The 24381-nt window shown below is 63.1% G+C and carries 19 protein-coding genes; 15 read left to right on the forward strand and 4 right to left on the reverse strand.

What is annotated here, in order from left to right:
• Positions 1 to 2 precede the first annotated feature (2 nt).
• Genes EYV96_RS03780 through EYV96_RS03800 form a run of 5 tightly spaced genes read left to right on the forward strand, consistent with a single transcriptional unit; the run spans position 3 to position 5338 of the window.
• Positions 3 to 200, forward strand: coding sequence for a hypothetical protein (locus tag EYV96_RS03780; protein ID WP_131150157.1), 198 nt, complete (start codon positions 3 to 5; stop codon positions 198 to 200).
• Positions 197 to 994 (forward strand): cellulose biosynthesis protein BcsQ, encoded by a 798-nt coding sequence (bcsQ, locus tag EYV96_RS03785; protein WP_131150158.1) that lies wholly within the window; start codon positions 197 to 199, stop codon positions 992 to 994. Before EYV96_RS03780 ends, bcsQ begins: the two co-directional genes overlap by 4 nt.
• Positions 991 to 3558 (forward strand): UDP-forming cellulose synthase catalytic subunit, encoded by a 2568-nt coding sequence (bcsA, locus tag EYV96_RS03790; RefSeq protein WP_131150159.1) that lies wholly within the window; start codon positions 991 to 993, stop codon positions 3556 to 3558. The genes bcsQ and bcsA overlap by 4 nt, the downstream gene beginning before the upstream one ends.
• Positions 3559 to 3569: 11 nt before the next feature.
• Positions 3570 to 5153, forward strand: a complete 1584-nt coding sequence (bcsG, locus tag EYV96_RS03795) for a cellulose biosynthesis protein BcsG (protein ID WP_131150160.1) — start codon at positions 3570 to 3572, stop codon at positions 5151 to 5153.
• Complete coding sequence (locus EYV96_RS03800; protein WP_131150161.1) at positions 5153 to 5338, forward strand: cellulose biosynthesis BcsR family protein; 186 nt, start codon at positions 5153 to 5155, stop codon at positions 5336 to 5338. The genes bcsG and EYV96_RS03800 overlap by 1 nt, the downstream gene beginning before the upstream one ends.
• Positions 5339 to 5347: 9 nt before the next feature.
• On the opposite strand, the gene EYV96_RS03805 is transcribed toward EYV96_RS03800, so the two are convergent.
• Positions 5348 to 7096 (reverse strand): GGDEF domain-containing protein, encoded by a 1749-nt coding sequence (locus EYV96_RS03805; RefSeq protein WP_131150162.1) that lies wholly within the window; start codon positions 7094 to 7096, stop codon positions 5348 to 5350.
• A gap of 591 nt (positions 7097 to 7687) precedes the next feature.
• Here EYV96_RS03805 and EYV96_RS03810 point away from each other — a divergent pair.
• A complete protein-coding gene (locus tag EYV96_RS03810) occupies positions 7688 to 10201 on the forward strand; it encodes a hypothetical protein (RefSeq protein WP_131150163.1) in 2514 nt (837 codons plus the stop codon).
• Between the two features lie 62 nt (positions 10202 to 10263).
• Here EYV96_RS03810 and EYV96_RS03815 read toward each other — a convergent pair whose 3' ends face one another.
• From EYV96_RS03815 to EYV96_RS03825, 3 genes are all read right to left on the reverse strand, one after another.
• Positions 10264 to 12360: a TonB-dependent siderophore receptor gene (locus tag EYV96_RS03815; RefSeq protein ID WP_131150164.1), complete on the reverse strand. Its 2097-nt coding sequence runs from the start codon at positions 12358 to 12360 to the stop codon at positions 10264 to 10266.
• A 126-nt stretch (positions 12361 to 12486) separates the two neighbouring features.
• The gene (locus tag EYV96_RS03820) at positions 12487 to 12912 is read right to left on the reverse strand and encodes a hypothetical protein (RefSeq protein WP_131150165.1); all 426 of its coding nucleotides are present in this window, start codon (positions 12910 to 12912) and stop codon (positions 12487 to 12489) included.
• A complete protein-coding gene (locus tag EYV96_RS03825; RefSeq protein WP_131150166.1) occupies positions 12909 to 13508 on the reverse strand; it encodes an RNA polymerase sigma factor in 600 nt (199 codons plus the stop codon). The genes EYV96_RS03820 and EYV96_RS03825 overlap by 4 nt, the downstream gene beginning before the upstream one ends.
• Before the next feature lie 107 nt (positions 13509 to 13615).
• Here EYV96_RS03825 and EYV96_RS03830 point away from each other — a divergent pair, with 107 nt between their 5' ends.
• The 9 genes from EYV96_RS03830 to EYV96_RS03870 all read left to right on the forward strand — a co-directional run bounded on the left by EYV96_RS03830 (position 13616) and on the right by EYV96_RS03870 (position 24360).
• Positions 13616 to 13942 carry a DUF6249 domain-containing protein gene (locus tag EYV96_RS03830; RefSeq protein WP_131150167.1) on the forward strand — a complete coding sequence of 109 codons (327 nt, stop codon included), beginning with the start codon at positions 13616 to 13618 and terminating at the stop codon, positions 13940 to 13942.
• A gap of 117 nt (positions 13943 to 14059) precedes the next feature.
• A complete protein-coding gene (locus EYV96_RS03835; protein WP_131150168.1) occupies positions 14060 to 15559 on the forward strand; it encodes a serine hydrolase domain-containing protein in 1500 nt (499 codons plus the stop codon).
• 117 nt (positions 15560 to 15676) lie between these two features.
• Positions 15677 to 16477 (forward strand): carbonic anhydrase, encoded by an 801-nt coding sequence (locus EYV96_RS03840; RefSeq protein WP_131150169.1) that lies wholly within the window; start codon positions 15677 to 15679, stop codon positions 16475 to 16477.
• Positions 16478 to 16545: 68 nt separating this feature from the next.
• Complete coding sequence (locus tag EYV96_RS03845) at positions 16546 to 17070, forward strand: DUF6630 family protein (RefSeq protein WP_131150170.1); 525 nt, start codon at positions 16546 to 16548, stop codon at positions 17068 to 17070.
• A 60-nt stretch (positions 17071 to 17130) separates the two neighbouring features.
• Positions 17131 to 17577, forward strand: a complete 447-nt coding sequence (locus tag EYV96_RS03850; RefSeq protein WP_131150171.1) for a hypothetical protein — start codon at positions 17131 to 17133, stop codon at positions 17575 to 17577.
• Between the two features lie 553 nt (positions 17578 to 18130).
• Positions 18131 to 19465 carry a putrescine-ornithine antiporter gene (gene potE, locus EYV96_RS03855; RefSeq protein WP_131150172.1) on the forward strand — a complete coding sequence of 445 codons (1335 nt, stop codon included), beginning with the start codon at positions 18131 to 18133 and terminating at the stop codon, positions 19463 to 19465.
• Positions 19466 to 19501: 36 nt separating this feature from the next.
• Positions 19502 to 20440: an amino acid ABC transporter substrate-binding protein gene (locus EYV96_RS03860; RefSeq protein ID WP_165488571.1), complete on the forward strand. Its 939-nt coding sequence runs from the start codon at positions 19502 to 19504 to the stop codon at positions 20438 to 20440.
• 66 nt (positions 20441 to 20506) lie between these two features.
• Positions 20507 to 21985, forward strand: a complete 1479-nt coding sequence (locus EYV96_RS03865; protein ID WP_165488572.1) for a DcaP family trimeric outer membrane transporter — start codon at positions 20507 to 20509, stop codon at positions 21983 to 21985.
• 38 nt (positions 21986 to 22023) lie between these two features.
• Complete coding sequence (locus EYV96_RS03870) at positions 22024 to 24360, forward strand: Orn/Lys/Arg family decarboxylase (protein ID WP_131150175.1); 2337 nt, start codon at positions 22024 to 22026, stop codon at positions 24358 to 24360.
• The last annotated feature ends 21 nt before the right edge of the window (positions 24361 to 24381 follow it).

A 24381-nucleotide genomic window follows, 5' to 3' on the forward strand; every position in this document is an offset into this window, starting at 1 on the left:
CGATGGCGGAGACCTTCTACGGTTGGTTTATCTGGGGCCTGATCCTGGCTGCTCCGGTCTGGTGGTTGGTGTGGCGATTTCGCGTGGTGTACTGGATTCCGCGCATGCGCTCGCTGATGCGTCATCGCGCCGTGCAGTTGCCTGCCCAGGTCGAGCCGCTGGTGATCCTTGGCAAGCGTCAGCAAGGAAACAAGGGATGAAGACCATCGCGATCATCTCTCCCGTCGGAGGCGCCGGTCGCACGATGCTGACGGCCGCGCTCGCCGGGCTGCTGACGGCGCGTCGTCATCGGGTGCTGGCCGTGGAATGCGACCCTCGCAACGTGCTCGCGCTCTACTGTGGCTTGCGTGAGCCCGCCAGGGAAGGCCTGGTATCGGCGCTGACGGACTCGACGAAGGGCTGGGGCGATGCCGCGCTGGAAACCGACGACGGTGCGCTTTGGCTGCCCTGGGGTGGGGTGGATGCATCGGGCCAGTTGCCCGACGCGCGACACATGGCGGCGCTGGCCTCGACGCTTTACTCCCGGCCGCGATGGCTTCGTGAGCAGCTGTCCTACCTCGATCTTCCGGCACATGGCGTCGTCTTGGTCGATGCGGCCACGTGGCCCTCGGTGCATGCGTTCCAGGCCGTCGAGGCCGCCGATCTGGTGATGGTCGTCATGCCGCCTGAGCCGGTCGCATGCGCGGCACTCCCACGACTGCGCGAAGCCCTGCGGACCAGCGGAAAGGCGAGCGTGTACGTGGCCAACCGGATCTCGCCCGCCTCGCAGCTGCATACCGACATCGTTGCCCTGCTACGCGACACCTTGGGGCTGGCGTTGTCGGCGTACCGTATCCACGCCGATGCAGGCATCCCCGAAGCATTGGCGCGCAACCTCAACTTCATCCTCAGCTCGCCTCATTCGCAGGCGGCCCATGACCTGCAGGGTCTGGCCACCTGGCTATCGTCGTGGGTCCACGAGTCGTCCGCAAAGACGGCGGACGGTGTGGCATGAACGCGGTGCCGCGCCCGTCCCTGATCACACGATGGAAGGCCGTCGTCGCGCGACAGATCGACGTGCCGGTGGATGCGGGAAAGGGAGCATGGGTCGTGCGGCTGTTCTTCCGCAAACCGGCCGCTGGCAAACGTGACCTCGCCATGCTGTGGTCACGTGCATTGGGAAGGCAGGTTCGCGCTGAACTGTCGATCGCCCCGGACGACAGCACGCGTACGCGGATTCGACGGTTGTTCTTCCGCCCGCTGCGTCGACGGGGCCGCCTCGAAGCGGACTTGCGGCGCGCGCGACACCACCGGGGCCAGCACAGGCGCTCGATGTTGCTCGGACGCATCGGGCACTGGTTCAAGCCCGTCACGGGCGCCTTCGCGACCACGCATCGCACGATTACCTCGCACCTTCCTGGCGTGCCCTGGGACGCGATCGGGGCGCGCGTGGACACATGGTCGTCCGTCGTCGATCGCGTTCCGTTCTTGAGGACCATCATCCTGCTGGCCGCCGCCGCGGTCGGCGTGGCGTTCTGGACGACGCCGTTGCCGTTGGCTGATCAGTTCAATCTGTTCATTGCCGTGTGCATCGTGATGTTCATCGCCCGTCGCATTCCCGGGCGGTGGCCGACCATGTTGATGGTTTCGCTCTCGATCCTGATGACTGGCCGCTACATGTGGTGGCGCATCACCCAGACCCTGAACTTTGCCACGCCGGTGGAGGCCATCTTTGGCTACCTGCTTTTCATGGCGGAGATCTACACCTGGATCGTGCTGTTCTTTGGTTACATCCAGACGGCGTGGCCGCTCAATCGCCATCCCAAGCCGCTGCCGGCCAATCCTGACGAGTGGCCCACGGTTGACGTCTATATCCCGACGTACAACGAACCCCTGTCGGTGGTCAGCCCCACCGTGCTCGCGGCCAAGAGTATGGACTGGCCCCGCGACAAACTGCGCATCTACATCCTGGACGACGGCAGTCGCGAGGAGTTCAACCGCTTCGCCGCCGAGGTGGGCGTGGGCTACCTGACTCGCGAGGAACACCGTTTCGCCAAAGCCGGCAACATCAATCATGCGCTGAAGCTGACCAGTGGCGAATTCGTCGCCATCTTCGATTGCGACCACATTCCGACACGCTCTTTCCTGCAGACGACGATGGGCGAGTTCATTGCCGATCCGAAGTGTTCGATGGTGCAGACGCCGCACCACTTTTTCTCTCCGGATCCCTTCGAGCGCAATTACGACACGTTCATGCGCATCCCCAACGAGGGAAGCCTTTTTTATGGACTGATCCAGGATGGCAACGACTTCTGGAACGCAACGTTTTTCTGCGGCAGTTGCGCGGTCATTCGACGCGCGCCGCTGGAAGAGGTCGGTGGCATCGCCGTAGAGACGGTGACCGAAGATGCGCACACGTCGCTCAAGATGCATCGGCATGGCTACCGCAGTGCATATCTGCGCATCGTGCAGGCGGCGGGCCTGGCGACTGAGAGCCTCTCGGGACATATCGGGCAACGCATCCGCTGGGCGCGCGGCATGGCGCAGATCTTCCGCGTGGACAATCCCTGGATCGGCAAGGGGCTCAGCTTCTTCCAGCGAATCTGCTACAGCAACGCCATGCTGCACTTCTTCTACGGCATACCGCGCCTGGTGTTCCTGCTGATGCCGTGCGCTTATCTCTTCTTCGGCCTGCATGTCTTCGCGGCCGACGCGGTAGCCGTCATGGCATACGTGCTGCCCTACCTGTTTGTCTCCGGCCTGGCCAATTCCCGCATCCAGGGTCGCTATCGCCACTCGTTCTGGGCGGAGGTCTACGAATCCGTACTGGCGTGGTACACGGTGCTGCCAACGACCGTGGCCTTCATCAACCCCAAGAAGGGCAAGTTCAATGTCACCGCAAAAGGCGGGCTGATCGAACAGGAATACCTCGACTGGGCGACGTCCAAGCCGTACGTGTGGCTGCTCGGCATCAACATCGCGGCCTTGCTGGCCGGCGTGATCCGCATGTTCACCACGCAGCGCGATGAACCGGCGACCGTGCTGATGAATATGGTCTGGGCCATGTTCAACGTGGCGATGCTGGGGGCCGCGGTGGGTGTCGCCAAGGAACTGCGGCAGGTGCGCGTGTCACACCACGTGCCGCTGCGCGTGCCCGCCACGCTGATCCTGGCCGATGGACGTACCGTCGCCTGCCGGACGGAAAACTATTCGACGGGTGGTCTAGGCATCGTTCTGCCCATGGAGTTTGCGCTGAAGCGGGGCGAGGCCGTCGGTGTGTCGCTGACTCGCGGCGATGCCGATTACTACTTCTCGGCCATGGTTGCCCGCAACAGTGGCCTGCACCTTGGCCTGAAGTTCGAAGACTGGTCGCATGAAAAGGAAACTCAGCTTATCCAGTGCACCTTCGGTCGGGCCGATGCATGGATTCGCTGGGATGAAGAACTGGTGCCCGACTCGCCGCTGCATAGCTTCGTGGAGGTGGTCGAGATGGGTTACCAGGGCGTGCTGCGCCTGTTCGACTCTTGCCTGGATGCGGCCGAAGCCGTATTCGTGCGCCGGCCCCGCCAGCCGGACTAACGGGAAACCCCATGGGACTCTGGAATCTCTATTTCATTGCGGTGCTTTACCTGGGCCTGGCCGGCGCGATCCAGCCGATCTGGTGGGCGAACCTGTTGTTTGCCTTGGCCCTGCTGGTGCCGCTTCACCAGCGCTGGCAGCGCATCGCGCGGCAAGTGCTGGCAGTGATCGCGGGCGCGGCCTTGCTGTACCGCGAGTCGAGTCTTCCGCCTGTCGGCTATGCGCTGCGACAGGCTTCGCAGCTATCGGGTTTTTCCGGCACCTACATGATGGAGCTGGCCCGGCGCGTGTTCGATCCGGCCATGGTCTACATACCGCTGCTGGTCTTGCTGGCGTATGCCATCGTTAATCGCTGGGTTCGCGTCACCACGTTCGTGTTGATCGGCCTGATCGTAGTGCCGTTGTGGCAGGGCATGTCGTCGATGATCGCCATGGCCTCCAGCGGTCAGGCCACCTCGTCCAATCCCATCGCCAACGCAGGCCTTGCCAACGCGGGTGCCGTCGATGGCAGCGGAAGTTACGACGAACAGCTGGCGACCTTCCATCACAATGAAAAATCGCGCCACGTGATCTTCAGCCCGGGGTCGAATGATCCGGCGTCCCAGTTCGACATCATTTTCATCCACATCTGCTCGCTGTCCTGGGACGACATGGATGTGGCCAACATGCGCGAGAACCCGCTGTTCGCGCGGTTCGATTATCTGTTCACTCACTTTAGCAGTGCCGCCAGTTACAGCGGTCCGGCGGCCATCCGGGTGCTGCGTGCGTCCTGCGGACAGGATGCGCATAAGGAGCTGTACAGCGCCGCGCCGGACGAGTGCCACGTGTTCGCCGACCTTGCGGCGGCCGGCTACGACGTCCAGTTCCTGATGAACCACGACGGTCGCTTCGACGACTTCCGCGGCGTGGTGGAGCGCGAGATCGGCGTGCCGGGCATCCAGCCACAATCGAACGAAGGCTTGCCGATGGCCATGCGCGAATTCGATGGTTCGCCGCTGATCGGCGACTACGACGCACTGGCCAAGTGGTACCAGGGGCGCGTTGCACGGGGTGGCAGCCCGGTGGCGCTGTACTACAACACAGTGACCCTGCATGACGGCAACCGGCTGCCGGGCAACAACCTCACCAGCGTGCAGTCCTATCCGATCCGCCTGAAGATGCTTCTGGGCGATGTCGACCGGCTGATCGACCTCATCTCGCGATCTGGGCGAAAAGCTGTGCTGGTGTTCGTGCCCGAGCATGGTGCGGCCCTGCGTGGCGACGCAGGCCAGATTTCGGGCCTGCGTGAAATCCCGACGCCGCGCATCATCGACGTACCCGTGGGTGTGAAGCTCGTCGGATTGCCGGCGGACAAGGACCATCACGGACAACCGATCGCGATCGACGCGCCCACCAGCTATCTGGCCCTGACGCAGATGATCTCGAACATGCTGGCCACCAGCCCGTTCCGTGCCGATGCACCTGCGTTGCAACAGTACGCGGCTGACCTGCCGCAAACGCGGATGGTTGGCGAGAACGAGAACACGGTGACCATGAAAACCGCCAACGGCTATGTGATCCACACGCCGGATGGTGTCTGGATGGAGGGCAAGTGATGGCCGGCACGAGCGACCCGAACGCCAGGATGATGCCCAATGACATCGACACCTTCGCCCACTACGTCGAAGGCATCGATCCCTCCCGCTACTTCGACAGCCAGGCCAAGGAGCGGCTGGATCAGGCCATGAACCGCTGGCCTTTGCTTGCCGCGGTGCTCTATCCGGAACCCGCGAAAGACTGACGACCCGGACTATTGCATTTCGACGCGGTCGCGTCCGTTCTTCTTTGCCTGGTAGAGCAGGCCGTCGGCGACACGCAACAACTCCGCAAGATCCGCTGCGCCGTCCCGGGTCGCATGGGCGACGCCAAAACTGGACGTGATCCGAAAGCTCGCGCCTTCTTCGGTGTCGATAATCTCTTCGTGTAGCCGGTCACGGAGCTTATCAGCCAGGCTCCTTGCATCCGCAGGCGTCTGCACGCGGAGCATGATCGCGAATTCCTCGCCACCCAGGCGCGCCACGATGTCCTCGGCGCGCACCGATTCGCGACAGACACTGGCCAAGCGCAGAAGGGCGCGATCGCCACTTTCATGCCCCCAGGTGTCGTTGACCGATTTGAAGTGATCGATGTCCATCGCGATCAGGGCCACCAGGGGCTCAGTGCCGCGCTTGTCGTTCAACAGCACCTGCGCACGCTCTTCCAGGGCGCGGCGATTGAGTAGTCCGGTGAGCGGATCGGTTTCGGCCATGCTGCGCAGCTCGCCAATCAGGCGCTTGCGTTCCTGCTCCAGGTGCAGGCGCTTGACGTCGTTCTCGCGAAGTACGTTCAGCGCACTGAACAATTCCGCGACTTCACTCCCATGCGAGCCCTGGGGCAGTTTCATTCGGAGATTGCCCGAGGCGACGCCGAGGATGAAACGCCGCGCATCGACGAAGGGCTGGATGACGTGTTCCCGGAAGCGCCAGGTCATCACCAGCAGGATAGCGGTGAGCGCCAGTGCAAAGAGGCCCGAACTGATGAGCAGCAGCAGGTGACTTCGCTGGCTCCGCTCGATGCGTTGGTTTGCAAGGAACAGGGCTTCGTCGCGGAACCGGTCGATGGGCACGAGGCGGCCGCCATAGCGCTCCGCCAGTTGCATGGGTGTCATGTCGACCCCATCGGGTTGCGTGATATCACCCTCAAGTTTTCCGATGAAAGTGAGGCCTTCCCCGAAGAACTCGCGATTCAAGGTGGCATAGCCGGACTGGAGGGAGGGCGGCAGGACCTTGATGCTGGGAATCAGCAGCTGGTGGAGCTGATCGATCTTCGCCAGCGTGCCAGCGATGCGCGATAGCTCATGGGGCGTGGAGGCGCGATGGCGCACCAGTGCCGGCGCAAATTCCGACGGCAGCACGCCTGCATGTGCGCGGATCAGCGCGGCCAGGCGCGCTGCCATCAGGTAGCTTTGGACGTCAGCGTTCTCGCGTATGACGCCAAACGAACCGGCGTCGGCAATGCCTGAAAGCAAGGGAATGACGTCGCTCAGTCGGGTGAATCCATCGAGCAGCTCGTCGTCCGAGAGGTCACGGACGGGCTTGCCGACCAGGGCATCCAGGTTCTTGCGTGCGTCCGCAAGTTGGCGTGATGCGCTTTCCCACGCTGGCAGAAGTTCGACGCAATGGATGCAGCTGGGGTCGCGCAGGGCGTTGCCCAGTTCAGCCATCCTCGCGTCGGTAACGCTGCGAGCCTGGCGCAGGGTGTCGAGCCGCTGCGCCATCGGGAGTTCGTCAACCATCATCACTGTATAAACCGGACGACGTTCGAGGGAGACGTCGGCCATGGCCCGCATGGCAGCCTGCACGGCGCGGTACTCATGGCGCGCTTCATTGGCGTCCCGGAAGCCCGTCCATTGAAGGGAGAAGAGCCACACCACCACCGCCAGTACCACGAGATAGATCGTGATGACGATGTGGCGGAATCGACGGTTGATCGAATCGCTCTTGGTCGAAGCCTCGGACATGTCGACGGTTGCCCTGCACCACGGAAAGCCCGCCAGCCGGGCGCCAGCACAGTGTCCGGTGCGGTTTGTGATGGCGTCGTATCAAGCCGGTCGGCAGGTGTGGATTGCCGGAAAATTGACGCCTGGTGCCGGGTGTGGCGGCGCGATGAAACCGCCCTTCGCCCGCGAGGGTGGTTGGTGGGTGATCAACAGGCGCGCCGCCGGCGGCTCACCCACCTGCCGCGGATCTGACGCTCCGCTTACAAGATGGCCCCGCTGCGACACCGTCGGGGACTACGCCGCGGGCAGGTTGCTTGTGCCGCCTCGATTGCCAGTCATGGCATAGCCTTTGCTTCCGCCACCCTTGGCCTGCACTTTGTTGTCTGTGCGGAGCAACCCGTCGCACACCGTGCGACAAGCCGGTGGCCCGATGAGCGCCACTGACTTCGTTGCTCGTCACGAAGGGCAGGGTGGATTGACCTCATGGGAGATACGGATGTTTCGCGTCATTGGTGCGACGGTGGTGTACGGGCTTGCGATCGTGGGCCTGGTCAAGGTGCTTAAAAGCGTGCAGTGGCGTGCGACGACGCCAAACGGCCGGGGCTGACGATCATGCAGGTCATTCTTGGTTTGATCGTGTTGGTGCTGATCATTGCCGTCGCCGGCGCGGTGTTCCGCTTCCTGTTCAAAGTGCTGGCGGTAGCGCTGGGCATTGCCGTAGCCATTCCGTTCGCGCCGGCCTTGCTGGTGGGATTTGGCCTCGAACGGATCGCCCGGCTCATTCGAGGTGGTGCGACGGCGGCCCTCATCGCATCCGCTGCAGCCATGGGATGGGCTGCGCTCGACACGTGGCAGCTGGGGGTTGCTTCAGCGGCGTTCGATAGCGTCACGTTGGTGGGTTGTGGTGGCTTCGCCTTGATGGCGATGGTCACGTCGTTGCAGATGCTGGGGCAAGGCACCGTCCAGAAGCGCAGCCTGCCCCTGGCCTACTTCGATGAGAAGGCGGCACAGACCCACGCGTTGCTGCTGTCGGCCACGGCGCTCTTCGTGACCGGTATCCTGGTCCCTCGCCTCGTCGAATCCATTGAGCTTGGCGCGGGCGTGACGACCACCATCCGGATCGTATACCTGGCCGCCGCGGTGCTGCTGCAGATCGGCGTCGCGGCGCAGATGGCCGGCCGGCGAAAGGCGAGCGATGCCTTCTTTCGCGAGTTGTCGGAGAGCAACCAGGTCAACGCAGAGAAGATCATTTTCGCCGTGGCCCGGGAGGGTTCGCTGAACACGCCGGAACTCGAAACGATCTTCGATGGCATCGCCGCGAAACTGGTGCTCGAGGGTGTCCTGCGCGAACTCGATCTGGCCGGTGGTCGCTGGTTCTTCAGGCGCGATTGGTACGACGCGGCGATCCATTCCATGGATGGGTATCTCGCCAACGCGGTTCGTCATCATCCGGTGTCGCTTGCACGGATGGCGACAGATCACCTGGCCCTGCCTCCGGCTGCCAACGACGATTTCATCGAACGTCACCTGTCGCTGGGCCAGCACCTGCGGTTTGCCGAGGGTGTCCATTACGTGAGCTTCCGACGCATGTCGGAGGTACGAGTGTGCGTGTCCTGCGGCTTTTCGGAGGAACAGCACACGCATGAGGAAGGGCAGCCGGATTGGTACTGTTCGAAGATCTGCCGCAAAACGGAAGATATCTGCGATGTCCTCCAGGCCAAGTCTCGGGAAACGTTTCTGTCCGAAGCGGCGAGCCAGGGGTTCAAGATCATGGCCGGCGCCACCGCCTGGTCCGGCAATCACAAGATGTTTGCGGCGGGCGGCCAGGGCCATGGTTTCGCGGCAGAAGCCGGCAACCATCAGTCGGACGTCCTGCACGGCCGCAGTGCGCGGATCGTGGGTGGCGACAACGCGGCCAATGGTGCCGACCGCCTGGTCAATGGGCAGCTGATCCAGACGAAGTACTGCAAGACACCTGGTAGTTCCGTGGGCCAGGGTTTCGGGTCCGACGGCATGTACCGGTACGTCGACAAGGCGACCGGGGAACCCATGCAGCTGGAGGTGCCGCGCGATCAGTACGACAGGGCACTCGTGGTCATGCGCGAGCGGATGAAGGCTGGCAAGGTACTGGACGCGAAAGGTCAGCCGATCCCTCCGGAGAAAGCGGACACGATTCTTCGCAAAGGCGAGCTGACGTATGACCAGGCCAAGAACATCACGAAATTCGGCACGCTGGATTCGTTGAAATTCGACCTTGTCGACGGCGCCGTCGTAGGCGTCGTGGCCGGAGGCATCAGCTTTGGCGTCTGCGCCTTCGTCCACTACTTCCATACGCGCGACCACGGTGCGTCGCTGCGCGCCGCCGCCTTCCAGTTTGGCAAGACCTTTGGCAGCACGATGATGGTCTATGTTGGCGCGCAGCAATTGCACCGCCTCGCCATGGTTCAGAAGGCGCTGACCGTCATTGATTTCTCATCGGCGTCACCCACCACCTTGCGCGTGCTGCGTGACGGTCTGGGCGTAAAGGCTGCCGCGGGGAAGTCGGGCGTCGCCGGTATCAACAAGGCCGTTCGTGGCACGGTCGTCACCTCGATGGTGCTGGTGCTGGTCACGACCGGGCCGGACATGCTCAAGCTGATGCGTGGGCGCATCTCGCAGGCACAGTTCTTCAAGAATGCCGCCGTGGGTGTATCGGGAATCGCCGGCGGCGCCCTGGGCAGCGTGGTCGGCGGCGCTGCGCTTAGTCCGTTGGGGCCGGTCGGCATGGTCGTGGGTCGCGTGGCCGGTGGCGTCCTGGGTGGCCTGGTGGCCAGCGGCATCGCCAGCATCATCGCCAACGAACTGGTGGAAGACGATCGCATCGCCATGCTCGCCGTCGTGCGCGAGCAGATGGAGTACCTCGCCAGGAGCTTCATGCTCTCCGCCGAGGAGCTCGACAACCTCAACGCGAATCTGGAAACGGTTGTCACTTCCCGCATGCTGGAGTCGCTGCATGCGGCCAAGGGCAATCGCCATGCCCTGGCAAATCAATACCTGAAACCGACGGTCGTCGGCGTCGTCAAACAGCGCCCGCCGTTCGGCTTCGGGGCAAGCGATGTTGCCCTCGCGTGCGAGATGGCAGCCTGATGCGATAAGAGGTCAGCAAGCGCGATTGCTTTGCATGCAGTGCTTGCTGACCTCCGGAGGGCTTACCAGCGGTAACGGGCCGAGACCGTCACCTGACGCGGATACCCGTAGTAACACCATGCTGCGCTGTTGCAGGCACTCACGTACTCGCGATCGAACAGATTGGCCGCCGTCACCTGGAAGCGCCAGTTGTTCATGTCGTAGTGCGCATTGGCGTCGTAGATGACATAGCCGCCCGTGCGGAAGAGGTTGTTGGCATCGCCGTAGTGCGGGCCGATGTAGCGCACGCCGCCGCCGAAACCCAGGCCGTCGAGGCTGCCGCCGTGCACGGCGTAATCGCCTGAGAGGGAGGCCTGTTGCTTCGGTACCAGTGCGACCTTCTTGCCCAGGGTCGCATCGTTCGCGTGCGTGACCTTTGCATCCGTGTAGGCGTACGCCGCCGTCATGCTGAAATGGTCAGTAACGACAACGTTGGCTTCCAGCTCGGCACCGCGCGTGCGCGTCTGCCCCTGCTGCAGCGAGTTGAAGATGTGATCCGGATCGACGGTGAGGGCGTTTTTCTGCGTCAGCTGATAGACGGCGGCGGTGATGAGCGTGCGTCCGCCGGGCGTCTGGTATTTCACGCCGCCTTCGTACTGGTCGCCGGTGATGGGCCTGAAGGCGCGACCGTCGAACGTCTGACCCACGGTCGTCTTGAAAGAGTGGGAGTAGGCGAGGTAAGGCGTCAGGCCGATGTCGGTGGTGTAGTTGATCCCCAGGCGGCCCGAGAAGGCGTTGTCGTTCTGCCGGGTGTGGGAGTCGCCGATCTTGTCCGTCACGTCATTGCTGACCCAGTCCTTGCGGCCGCTCGCGACAATGCCCCAGCGACCGACCTGGATCTGATCCTGCACGTAAGCACCCAGCTGCTCGAGAAGGCTGTTGGTGTGATACGTGAAGGGGGTTGGGACAATCGGCGCACCGTAAACCGGATCGAAGATATCGATCGGTGCAGCGCTGCCAAAGCCGGACTTGTAGTCATTGCGGCTGTACAGGTAATCCAGGCCCATCAGCACGGTGTGCTGCACGTCGCCCTGGGCAAACTGCGCTTCCACCTGATTGTCGATGGCAAACACATTGGCATGATCGACCAGCGGATAGTTGTAGCGATTGAGTGTCCGCAGATCGTCCTGCAAACCAAGGCTGCCGATGGAGCGATGGTCGACCTTGACGTTCTGCACGCGCGCATCCTGGCGGAACGTCCAGGTGTCATCGAAGCGATGGCTGAAGGCGTAACCAACCGACTCGTCCGTCTTGTTGTAGTGGTCATAACCGGGCTCGCCCGGATTGACGTCGCGCGGAATCTGGCCGTTTGGATTCGGGTACAGCGTGCCCTGCGAGGGCAGGAAGCCGCCCACGCCGCTGGACAGTGAGCGTTGGTAACGCGCGAGCACCGTGAGCGAGGTCTGGTCGTTCGGCTGCCACGTCACGCTCGGGGCGAAGTAATAGCGGTCATCCTTCGAATGGTTGATGTTGGAGTCGCCTTTGCGTGCCAGCGCTACCAGTCGCCACAGCCACTTGCCGTCCTTGTCGAACTGGCCTCCGGTATCGCCTGACAACTGGCGCTGGTTGAAGCTGCCGACGGTTGCTTCTACTTCATGTGGCGCCTCGAGGCTCGGGCGCTTGCTGGTCATTTCGATCATGCCGCCAGGCGGCAGCTGCCCATACATGGCCGACGACGGGCCCTTGTTCACTTCAACGCGTTCGAGGCCATACGGCTCGATGCGCGAATCACCGGTCCAGTCGCCATTGGGAAGGGCCAGGCCATCGAGGAACTTCGCCGGGTCGTAACCGCGAATCAGGATCCAGTCGCTGCGCGGGTCGGCGCCATAGCTTCCGCCCACGGCACCGGCCAGGTAGCGGACGGCTTCATCCAGGCCTTGCACACCATAGGTGTGCATGCGGTCGGGCGTGATGGTGCTGACGGACTGCGGGATATCGATCACCGGTGTTTCGGTCTTGGTGGTCGAGAAGACGACGTTCACCGACTCAAGGGCGACCGCCTTCTTGTCCTTGTCCGTCGTCGTGGTGTCGGGCGCGGCCTGATCGGCGGCGTAGACGGGTGCGGCGAGCGCGATCGAGATGGCGACCAGAAGCGCCGTTCTGGCGTGGCGGACAGGCATGGTGGATAGGCCCCAGGAAAGTCGGATCGGGGCCGGCGCGAGGGGTTCCCGGGCCGGCAATGGGGCCGATTATAATGATAATGATTCGCGTTTGTAACGTTCCAAGTGCCGGGAACGGCCGGGCGCCTAGTGCTGAGGTGCCGACGCCCTGGAAAGAAAAGCGAGCTCTCGCAACTGCTTGTAGCCCCAGGTGACGGCAATGCAACCGGCGCCTGCGACCATCCAGCGCAGGTCACCGGAGGCGGACATCGCGTCCCCTGCGAGCTTCAGGGCTACCAGCGTGACCACCCCGGCTACCAGCAGGAACACAAGGAACAAACAACGCGAGAGCAGCCGTTCAAAACGGGATTCGGTGCCGACGATGGCCGCCGCCATGGACGCGGCAAAGTCGGCGGGTGGGCCGCTCAGGGGCTGTGATGCCGCCGCCCTGGCAACCCACCGATAACTGGCTTCCATCTCATCGGACGGTGCCGTGTGGCGGGGCGCACGCATGGCGCGCTCCTGCGCGGCCCATTCGCGTTCGTCGATGTCGTGCTTGTCCGGTGTGCTCACGTCGGCACTCCCATGCGTGCTTCGAGTAGTTCGCGCAACCGCTTGCGGCTGCGAAAGAGATGGCTCTTGATCGTACCTTCGGCGAGATTCGTCGTGCGTGCAATCTCGCCGATCGGCATGTCTTCCAGATGATAGAGCGTCAGCAAGGTGCGCTGGAGGGGAGGGAGCTCGTCCATGGCGGCGTGCAGCTGCGCCTCCATGTCCTCGTCGCTGACTGCCCGTTCCAGGTCATAGCCATCGCTCACCCGTTCGATCAGCGCCAGGCCCTCGTCGTCGTCACCCGTCTCGACCAGAGGGATGCGCTTGCGCTCCAGGTGTCGCTTGGCAATGGAGTAGGCCACCTGGGCGATCCATGATTTCAGCGCGCTCTCACCACGGTATTGATGCAGCGACTGATGGATGCGCAGGAAGGTCTCCTGACACAGTTCGCGCGTGTCGTCCGGATGGCGGACCATGCGGTCGATCACATGCCAGCAGAGGTTCTGGTACTGCCGCACCAGCCGCTCGAAGGCGCCCGCACGCAGGCACAGCACGTCGTTGACCAGCGCCAGGTCATCGGCAAAGGGAGCTTGAGCGGGCGCAGGCGCGAGCGGCATCCACTTAGAGATACGTCATGCGGCGATTCGGTTGCAACGATCGAACGTGCAACCGATGCCGCCGCCGCCGTATCTCCTTGGGCAAGACCTCCAACAGGGAACGACCCATGAACACCGAAGTGCTGATCCCCATTAGCCTGTTTGTCTGCATCGCCTGGTCGATCAAGACCGTCGCCGATGCCTACGCCCGGCGCCGCATCATCGAGTCGCGCGGTTCCGAGGAGCTGGTTCGTTCGCTGATCGAAGGCGAGAACACCCGTCGCCGCCATTCCGCGCTCCAGTGGGGCTGCGTCCTGGTCTTTCTGGCACTGGGCTTTGCCGGCGTCGCTGGGACGAATTCGGACCAGATCACGGCCGGCGGCATCGCCCTGATCCTGGGCGCCACGGGCCTGGGTAACCTCGTCTACTACATGCTCGAGCGTCACCTCAAGTAAATCGCTTCGAGCCGCTCGTTCAACCTGCGCCGGTGAGTACACCCGGCGCCCGTTTCCCTTCGATGGTCAGGCCCGGTGCGCTTTCGCACCGCGGCGACCTGCGCCCAAGGAACACCCATGAACCGCGTGCTCAAACTTGGCATGGCCCTCTTTTTGGCCATGCCGATGATGTCGTTCGCCTCAAAAACGTCACCGGACTTCCGGCCGCTGGCGGCCATGATTGAAAAGGCGAAACAGGCGACGGCCATGCCCACGGGCGTTGCCATCGCCGTGGTCCGGGATGGCAAGGTCATTTACGAAGGCTACTTTGGCCTGGCTGATCTGGCCGCCCAAACCCCGGTAACGCGTGACACGGCGTTCTACATCGCCTCGGCCACCAAACCCTTCTTCGCGCTCCTTGCGTTGCTGCAGGAGGCGCGGGGCAAACTTGATACCGGCATGTCGCTGCAGCAGATGTATCCGGGCGTCGGCTTCAGGGGATTCGACGCCGGAAAGGTGACAGTCAGGGATCTGCTCACGCATGCGTCAGGCGTCGACAACGAGCCGCTGGTCTGGGCGACGGCGTTCAGCGGCATCCACACGCCCACGTCGCTCAAGGCGCTGGTGGCAGATTCGACGTCATCCACCGATGCGGCCCATGGCACCTTCAAGTACACCAACGTGGGCTACAACATCGTCAGTATCTGGATGGACCAGCACACCGGTACGCCCTGGCAAGCCCACCTGCGGCGGGAAATCTTCACGCCCCTGGGCATGACGCACACGACTGCCTACGTTAGCGAAGCGGAAAAAGCCGGATGGGCCATGGCCCGGCCGTATTCCCTTGCCAGCAGCCAGCCCCGCGAGCCGCTCTATCTCTCGAAGTCCGACGACACCATGCAGGCTGCCGGCGGGATGTTCTCCACGGCGCCGGACCTGGCGCGGTTCCTGATCGCCGAGCTGGGTGGAAGCACGGCGTTGCCGGCTGCGGTCATCGCCCGGTCGCAGCACGTCCAGGTCCCGGTAGCTTCCACGTACCAGAATTTCGAGCGCAACGGCTACGCCTGGGGCTGGTATAGCGGGACGTACAAAGGTCAGGTGCTGCTGCATCACTTCGGCGCCTTCGCGGGCTTCCACGCCCACTTGTCATTCATGCCAGAGAAGGGGCTGGGCCTGGTCGTGCTCAACAACGAAGACGTGCTTTGCGCCCAGACCACCCAGTTGATCGCCGACTACGTCTATGGCGCGCTGCTTGGCGAGCCGGACGTGGCGGGCAAGGTTTCCCGGCGCTTCGACGAGGTGGTCGCGAGGGCCGCCAGGATCACCGCGGCAGCCGCCCGCCAGCGTCAGTCGATCCAGGCGCGGGTGTGGAGGCTGAGCCAGCCACGCGAGGCGTATGCAGGACGCTATTCCCATGAGCAGTTGGGTGACCTGGTCGTGTCCCTGGCGCCGGACGGCGCGTTTCTGCTGCGCTGGGGGCGCTTGCAGGCTATCGCCAGCGCGGGCAAGGATCCCGACCAGATCCGCGCGGAACTGGTGCCGGGCTCGGGTCAGTTCCTGCAGTTTGCGATGACCAACGGCGTTGCCAGGTCGGTCGCCATCGGCTCCATGGTGTTCCACAGGCGTTCGTCGGAGTAGCGCCGTTCTTCACAACGACGCAAGGCTCACGGAGTGAGAATCCCGCCGCCGCAACAGCCCCTCGGGCTGCTAAGCGCAACAAGCGGATCTGCACTCCCCACCTGCGGAGGCGTAGCCATGCAGAAGTCGAAGCGTCATGTCACGGGATTGACCGCTCTGGCGGTGGCAGCGGCATCGGTGGGTGCGCTGGCCTTGCCGCAAGCGTCGGGCACCGGTGAACCCTCGCATCACTGGACCTATGCAGGCGAATCGGGCCCGACCCACTGGTCGGCGCTGGACGCCGCCTTCGCCGCCTGCCACGACGGCAGGGCGCAATCGCCGATCGACCTGGAATCGAAGAAGGCCAAGCCCGGCGCCCCCGGGCATTTCCATATCGACTACGAAAAGAGCGACGTGGGACTGGTCAACAACGGCCATACCATCCAGGCGAACGTCAGCAGCGCCGGTGACACCATGAAGTTCGACGGCGATACGTACAAGCTCGCCCAGTTCCACTTCCATTCGCCCAGCGAACACACCGAAAATGGGACACGCTTCCCGCTGGAGATCCATTTCGTCCACGCCGACGCACACAAGCGCGTGGCGGTGCTCGGTGTCCTGGTGAAGCTTGGCAAGGAAAACGAGAGCCTCGCGCCCGTCTTCCGGAGCCTGCCCGCGCATTCGGAAAACGCGCCGACTCCTGGCGGCGCGACGATCCCGGTGAATCTGGCGTCGATTCTGCCGGCGGACCACGAAGCCTTCGTCTACAGCGGCTCCCTGACCACGCCGCCGTGCAGCGAGGATGTTCGCTGGATCGTGCTTACGCATCCCATCCAGATGTCGGGCAGCCAGATTGCCTCGTTCAAGAAGCTCTTCCCGGACAACCATCGACCCTTGCAGAAGGTCAACGGCCGGGAAGTGGACGAAGAATCGGAGTGAAACGCTGAAACCGCTTTGCAGGGCGCGCGCCAGGGGCGATCATGGGCCATTGCCCCAGGTAGCACGCCATGTACGACGACGACTTCGACTCCACCCCGGATTTTGACGATGACGACGACTCGATGGAGTCCCGCGTCTGGCAGTTGTTTGTCCTGATCAACCCCGGTGACGACGAGTCGGCCCTGCAACAGTTCGCGGCGTTCCGCGAAGCGGTCGACGGCCTGCCCGATGATGAGATCGACGTCGGCCAGCTGGTCGTGCAGGTGGCCGACTGGCGCTCGGCGTTCCACGCCGATGGCGAAGACACGCGCGCGTTGGTCCAGGTGGTCGATGAACTGGCTTCCCGCTGGAGCATCGATATCGACTGGGATGGCGATCCGGACGAGGACGAATTTCATGCTGACATCGACACGAGCGACCTTATCGGCGTGGCCTACGACAACCTCGCGCCGCATGGTTACACGTTGTGGGTCAGGGACACCGAAGACGACAGCGTAGCGGGGTGGATGGCCTTGTCGCGCGATACGGAAACCATGCGAGAGCTGGCGACCGAGCTGGGTATCCATGTGCGCCGGGGCAACGAGCTTGGTTAAGGCTGTCGACGCACCGGAAGGGCGCGTTGCATGCGCGCCCTTGTCCTTCGGACGTTGCCCATGAGCGCGCATCCGCCCTTTCCCTTTGCTCGCGCCATCGCTGATCTCGAGGCGTTCTGCAGTGATCCCGCCGGAGCCGCGCCTGCGTGGATGCAGCCCTGGATGCCGGGCGCAACGGATGATCCGGCGGCACTGGCGCAATCGTTGATCGTGCTTCTGAAGGCGCGCGCGGCGACGATGCAGGCGGCGGCAGACACGGCGTTCATCGCCGACGAGCTGCGCAAGTTCCAGAAATACGCCAAGCCGGGAAGACCGTCTGCGCACATCATTCAGTTGCGCCAGAAACAGGCCGCCGCGCGGCAGGCAACCAACGTCGCGCGCCAGTCGCTGATCAAGGCAGCCAACGCCATCATTCGCCAGGCACGTGTTGAGGTTCCCGAGCGCGTATCGCTGGATGCGTTCATCGTCGCGTGGATGGACGCTTCGGTTCCCTCCGACAAGGCATGACGCCCAACAAGGGCGCAAACGGAGCGTCGCGCGCCGTAAGGTCTTCGCAAGCATTCATCGTTCTTGCGATGCGCCCTGCACGTAGCATTTTTCTGCGTTCCGAGGTCAACGGCGAAGTCGTGGCAAGCCGACGGCGATACCGTACTTAGCACCGGCTGCGTAGTTCTACCTAAACGCGCTTTTCACCGTAGATTTACCTAGTGCCAATCGCCGGCGGCGGTAGCAGAATCGCCGCCGCGCGATCTGCTGCCACGCCGTTCAGGGCGACGTGACTTCGCGATGAAGTCGTGTGTCGTTTCACGTTCCGCACGGGGGTGCGGAACCGCTCGAGAAAACTGACCGAACGTTTCTCGGCCATTGCATAGCGATTGGGGCAAGTGCCGTAAACCAGCAATGCGGTGTAGTTCCGTCGTAGGCGTACCGTCGTACGTCACGTTTGCCGTTCACCGCCGCGTTGCCAGTCGCGACACCTCGTGTCAAAAGCCCCCATCGGAATCTGCCGCGTAGCGTTCAACGCATCAATCGACTCCGGAAGTTTCGACTGGAGGTACCGATGGACGGCAAGAAGAAGATGAGCATGATGCAGCTGACCGTGCTGGTCGCTGTCAACATGATGGGATCGGGCATCATCATGCTGCCGGCCAACATGGCTCAGGTCGGCGCGATCTCACTGCTCTCATGGATCGTGACGGCCGTGGGTTCCATGGCCATCGCGTACGGCTTCGCCCAGGCGGGCCTCCTCAATCAACGGGCTGGCGGCATGGCCGCCTACGCCGAAGACGCCTACGGAAAGGGCGGCTATTTCGTCACATTCTTCCTGTACTTCCTGTCGCTGGCCGTCGGCAACGTGGCCATCGCGATTTCGGCCGTGGGTTATCTCGCCGCGTTCTTCCCCTCGATGTCGGCAACACCGATCGCCACCTGCATCAGCGTGATCGGCCTGGTCTGGCTCACCACCGTCGCCAATTTCGGCGGGCCGCGCATCACCGGTCGCATCGGCGCGATCACCGTGTGGGGCGTGATCATTCCGGTTGCCGGCCTGTCCATCATCGGCTGGTTCTGGTTCAAGAGCAGCACCTTCAGCGAAGCCTGGAATCCGCAGGGACTGAGCCTGTTGAAGGGCATGGGTTCAAGCATCACGCTGACCTTGTGGGCCTTCCTGGGCATGGAATCGGCGGTGCAGAACTCTGACGCCGTGGAGAACCCCAAGCGCGACGTGCCGATGGCCTGCATGCTGGGCACGCTCGGTGCGGCAGTCATCTACGTACTGTCGACCACGGTCATCCAGGGCATCGTGCCCAATCCGGAACTGGCCAAGTCGACGGCGCCATTCGCGCTGGTTTACATCCAGATGTTCAGCCCCGGCGTCGGATCGGTCATCCGTGCATTGGCGATCCTGGCGTGCCTGGGTTCGTTGCTGGGTTGGCAGTTCACGATTGCGCAAACGGCCAAGACGGCGGCGGAGGATCATCTCTTCCCGCATTTCTTTGCCAAGACCAACAAGATGACTGCGCCGGTGGTCGGCATGATCGTGATGGGTGTCGTGCAGACCCTGATGGCGCTCTCGACCATCTCGCCGAGCCTGAACAAGCAGTTCCAGGTATTGGTGAGCCTGGCGGTGGTCACCAATGTCATTCCGTACATCATCTCGCTTTCTGCGTTGATGCTGATGATGCGCAAGGCGAAGACACCGGACAGCACGTTCCGGCTCAATGCCAGCGTGGCGACGATTGGCATGCTTTACAGCACCTACGCGATCTATGCCTCAGGCATGGAAGCCGTGCTGGGCGGCACGATCGTGCTGGCACTGACGTACATCATCTACGGCTTCCTCGCACCGCGCTTCCCGCCGCCGGTCGTGGGCCAGACTGCGGCCAAGGCCGCCTGAGGCGCCGCCATGGACATCCGTATGGGAGATCAACACATGCAGCGCGTGATCGGTGTCTCGGGTAAGAAGCTCGCGCGGGCGCTTGCGCTCGTGACGATGCTGGCCGTGCAGTCACTCGCCTTCGCACAGGCGTCCAGCGATCCAACGGTTGACCGCATCCGGTCGACCAGCAAGTTGACCCTGGGTTACTACGACGAAGCGCGTCCATTCACCTACCAGGGCAGTCCCGGCCAGCCGGACGGCTATGCCATCGCCATTTGCAAGGCCGTGGCGGCGTCGTTGCAGGAGCAACTGAAGATGAGCAGCCTGGCGACCGAGTTCGTGCAGGTGCAGGCGAACGATCGCTATCCGCTGGTCAAGGAGGGCAAGGTGGACCTGCTGTGCGGGCCGAGCGTACCCACCCTGAGCAGCCGCGCCGAAGTCAGCTTCTCCTTGCCGATCCTGGAGAGCGGCACGGCCATCCTGTTGCGCAAGGACGCCCCGAACAGCTTCCGTGAACTTCTCGAAACCGGACATACCGCGGACCGTCCGGTGTGGCGGGGATCGCCGATGCTCGCGGCCCTGCAGGAGCGCAACTTCGTCGTGATTGGCGGCTCTCTGCAGGAGAAGCTGCTGACCGAGCGTCGTGACGAGCTCCACGTCAACAGCATCATTTCGACCGTGCCTGACCTGGCGACGGGCGTGAAGATGCTGCTGGACGGGCGTGCCGACGCCTTCGTGGGCGAGCGCAGCGTGCTGCTCGACCAGGCCAACCGGAACGGGCAGGGCAAGCTGGTGGTGATCAACCGGGTCTTCGATCGAGAGGAGATGGCCTTCGCGCTCAGCCGCGACGATCCCGACTTCCGTCTGCTGGTCGATACGGCGCTCAGCCAGCTGTATCTGTCCGGAAAGATCAACGCCATCTACGAGCAATACCTCGGCAAGCCGGACGATGCCACCAAGACGTGGTTCCGCCGCGCCGCACTTCACGAGTGAGACCAGAAGCGGAGCCCCGTTGGCTCCGCTTCGTACTAGCTCATCAATCCAGTTGGGGGTAATCCCATGCATGGTTCGTCGCTCAATGCCAAACGTGGACCCGGGATGGTTGTCGCTTCGCTTGCCGTGGCCGGACTGGCCATGGCAAGCCCGCCATCGTTCGCGCAATCCAGCGAGACGAAGGAGTTGAAGGACCAACTGCAGACCGTGCGCGCGCAGATGAAAGCGCAGCAGGACCAGATGGAAAAGATGCAGGCCCGGCTGGACGAGCTGGAGGCAAAGGAGAAGGCGGCCAAGGAACAGCAGGTGGTGCAGACGCAACCGGCGCAGCCTGCCCAGGCCACGCCCGTGACCGCGGCGAACGTGCAGGGCACTGCCACGACGCCCGCGTATCGCCCGCCTTCAGCGCCGGCTGGCGTGGTCGAGCCTTTGCCCGAAGGCTATGTGCGCCTTGGCGACACGGGCAACCTGATCAAGCTCGATCTCGTCGCCCAGCTCGATGCCATGCTCGACAGCACTTACATGGGCGGTGCGGACCTCTTCCTGCCCTCGACCATTCCGGTGAGCGGTCAACCGTTCTACGACAGTGGCCGGCGCTCGAACATGAGCGGCAAGCAGAGCATCTTCCGCATGGATTTCCGGCGCGACACGGATTACGGCATGCTGAAAGTGGTCTACAAGAACAACTTCTTCGGTAGCGGCAGCGGCGACATGCCGTACAACCTGCAGTCGTTCTACGGCGAACTGGACAACCCGCACTACAGCTTGCTTGCCGGTTACAACATCTCCGCGTTTACCGATATCGACGCCTTCCCGAACACCCTGGATTTCGAAGGCCCGAACTCCTTCACCTTCAAGTACACGCCACAGATCCGCTTCTCGCCTGTGCTGTACACGAGTGGCGAAAGCAAGTTGACGATGCCGATGTCACTGGAAAAACCCAATGCCGACATCAGCGTCATCGAAGGCTTCAATACTTACTCGCGTCGGCCGGATATCACGCTGGGCCTGCGCTGGCAGGCGCCCAGCTGGCACCTTCAGTGGGCCAACCTTTTCCGCGATCTGCGTGTTGAAAACTCAGAAGGTCGCACCCGGAGCACCTCGGGTTATGCCAGCCAGCTCAGCAGCGCAGTGGATGTTTTCGAGCACGACAGCGCCCAGGGCTGGGTGAGTTACGGCAAGGGCTACGCCAACTTCCTGCAGGACATCTCCGGCTTTGGCCTCGACGCTGCGTTCACCACGGACGGCAATCTGCGCGCGATTCGCGCGCGCGGATACGGCGTAGGCTACACACACGCCTGGATGGAGACGCTGACGACCAGCGCTTCGTACGGTTACCTGCGCATCAGCCCGCAGTCGGATCTGCTCATTCTTCCGACGATGCCCAAGAGCACCAAGTTCGCGTCGGTCAACCTGGCATGGCAGTTCAGCGAGCGCGCCATGATGGGTGTGGAATACCTGTGGGGCCAGAACATCGATCTCACCGACGCACGCGGCCAGGGCCAGCGCATCCAGACCACGTTCCGCTACGACCTCAATCCCTGATCGATGCGCGGGCCTGACCCGCGCCATGGAGCCGTGCCATGTCGATGAACCATCCCTGGATGCTCTACGTCACGACGGACCTGCCGGATGAGGGCTCGGTGTACCAGCTGGCCCTCGCGCGACTGGGCCATGCCATCCAGGCGCAGGGCATCGAAGTGGTGCGGGCCATGAGCTGCGAGGACGGCCTCGCCGTTGCGCGGGGCAAGCCGTCGTACTCGGTGATCGCCATCGACTGGAATCTCGGCGAAACCGCAGCCATGGGCGAAGCCGAAGTGATGAAGATCGTGCACGCGGTGCGCGACAAGTCCCTGCGCATTCCCATCTTCCTGCTGACGCGCAGTGTGCAGACGCCAGACATTCCACTTGGACTGATCCGTGAAGTGCGCGAGTACGTCAATGTCGGCAGCGAAACACCGGAATTCTTCGCGCGGCGCGTCAAGTTTGCGGTGGACGAGTACCACGCGGGCCTGCTGCCGCCGTACTTCAAGGCGTTGAAGAAGCTGACGGAAGAGGGCGCCTACCAGTGGGATGCACCGGGTCACATGGGTGGTGCGGCCTACCTCAAGCATCCCGCAGGCGCCGAGTTCCATGAGTTCTTCGGCGAGAACATCATGCGTGCCGATATAGGCATTTCGAATCCTGAGCTGGGCTCGTGGCTGGATATCGAAGGCGCTCCGGCCGAATCGCAGCGCATGGCTGCGCGTGTCTTTGGTGCGGACTGGACGTTTTATGTCCTTGCAGGATCGTCCGCCTCCAATCGCATCGTCGCGCAGACGGCCGTGGGCAAGGACGAGATGGTGATCGCCGACCGCAATTGCCACAAGTCGCTCAACCATGCGATGACGCTCTGCGGCGCGCGACCGGTGTATTTCCAGCCCAGTCGCAATGGGTACGGGATGATCGGCCCGATCCCCCCAAAGCGCTTCACCAAGGCACATATCCAGTCGCTGATTGCGAAGTCCCCGCTCAGCGCCGGCGCGAGCGCCAAAGAGCCCGTCTACGCCGTGGTGACCAATCCCACTTACGACGGGCTGATGTACAACGTCGACAAGGTGACGGAGCTGCTCGCCGAAAGCGTGCCGCGCGTGCACTTCGACGAAGCCTGGTACCCCTACGGCAAGTTCCATCCGCTTTACCGGCAGCGCTATGCCATGGGCGTGCCGCGCAACATGAAGAACCGTCCCACCGTGCTGGCCGTCCAGTCGACGCACAAGATGCTTCCGGCCTTCTCCATGGCGTCGTACATCCATGTCAGCAACAGCGAACGTGGTGCCATCCCGTGGGCTCCCATCAAGGAAGCCTTCATGATGCATGGCACGACCTCGCCGTATTACCCGTTGATTGCGTCGCTGGATATCGCGACGGCGATGATGGATGACCCCTCCGGCCCGGCGCTGCTGCGCGAAACCATGGAAATGGCCGTGGCCTTCCGGCGCACGGTGTCGCTGGTCAACCAACGCCTGAAGGACGAAGACGAGTGGTTCTTCAACCTCTATCAGCCGCCGACGGTATCGATAAAGAACAAGCGCATCCCGATCCATGATGCGCCGATCGACGCGCTGGCCAACGACCCCGCACACTGGACCCTGAAAGTCGGTGACAGCTGGCACGGGCTGCCGGACGAAGTCGTCAAGGACGGCTTCTGCATGCTCGATCCCACCAAGGTCACCATCCTGTGCCCCGGCACCGATGCCCAGGGCAAGCTCGCCAAGCGTGGCGTGCCCGGCGCCATTCTTTCGAAGTACCTCGGTGCCCACCGCCAGGCCATTGCGCGCACCGGCGATTACACGGTGCTGGTCCTGTTCTCGGTCGGTACGACGCAGGGCAAGTGGGGCACGCTGCTGGAGACGTTGCTTTCGTTCAAGCGGCACTACGACCGCAATGCCTTGCTGGACGAAGCGCTGCCGGAACTGGTGCAGGCCTATCCCGATCGTTATCGCGGCATGTCGCTGGCGATGCTTTGCGGCGAGATGCACGCCGTGATGACTGAGTCCAATCTCCAGGACATGGCCAATCTGGCAGGCGAGACGCTCTCCGAGCAGGTGCTGACACCCGCGGAGGCTTACCAGCACCTCATCCACGAAAACACCGAGGAAGTCCGGCTGAGCGATTTGCCGGGGCGCATCGCGGCGCTGATGATCGTGCCGTACCCGCCGGGCATTCCCGTGCTGATGCCGGGTGAGCGCGTGGATCCCAAGGGTGGTCCCATCGTTCGCTTCCTCGAGGCCGTGGAAGCCTATGGCAAGCGCTTCCCGGGATTCGGGCGCGAAGTCCAAAACGTCCATCCCGACGCCAGCGGCGACATGTGGGTTCGCGTCATCGTCGAGAAAACGCCACCCGCGAAAGCCGCCAGGAGCGCCAGCAAGAAGAAATGATGTCCGTGCCCCGCCGCAAGG

The organism is Dyella terrae (genome assembly GCF_004322705.1).
In the GTDB taxonomy this organism is placed as follows: Bacteria; Pseudomonadota; Gammaproteobacteria; order Xanthomonadales; family Rhodanobacteraceae; genus Dyella_D; species Dyella_D terrae.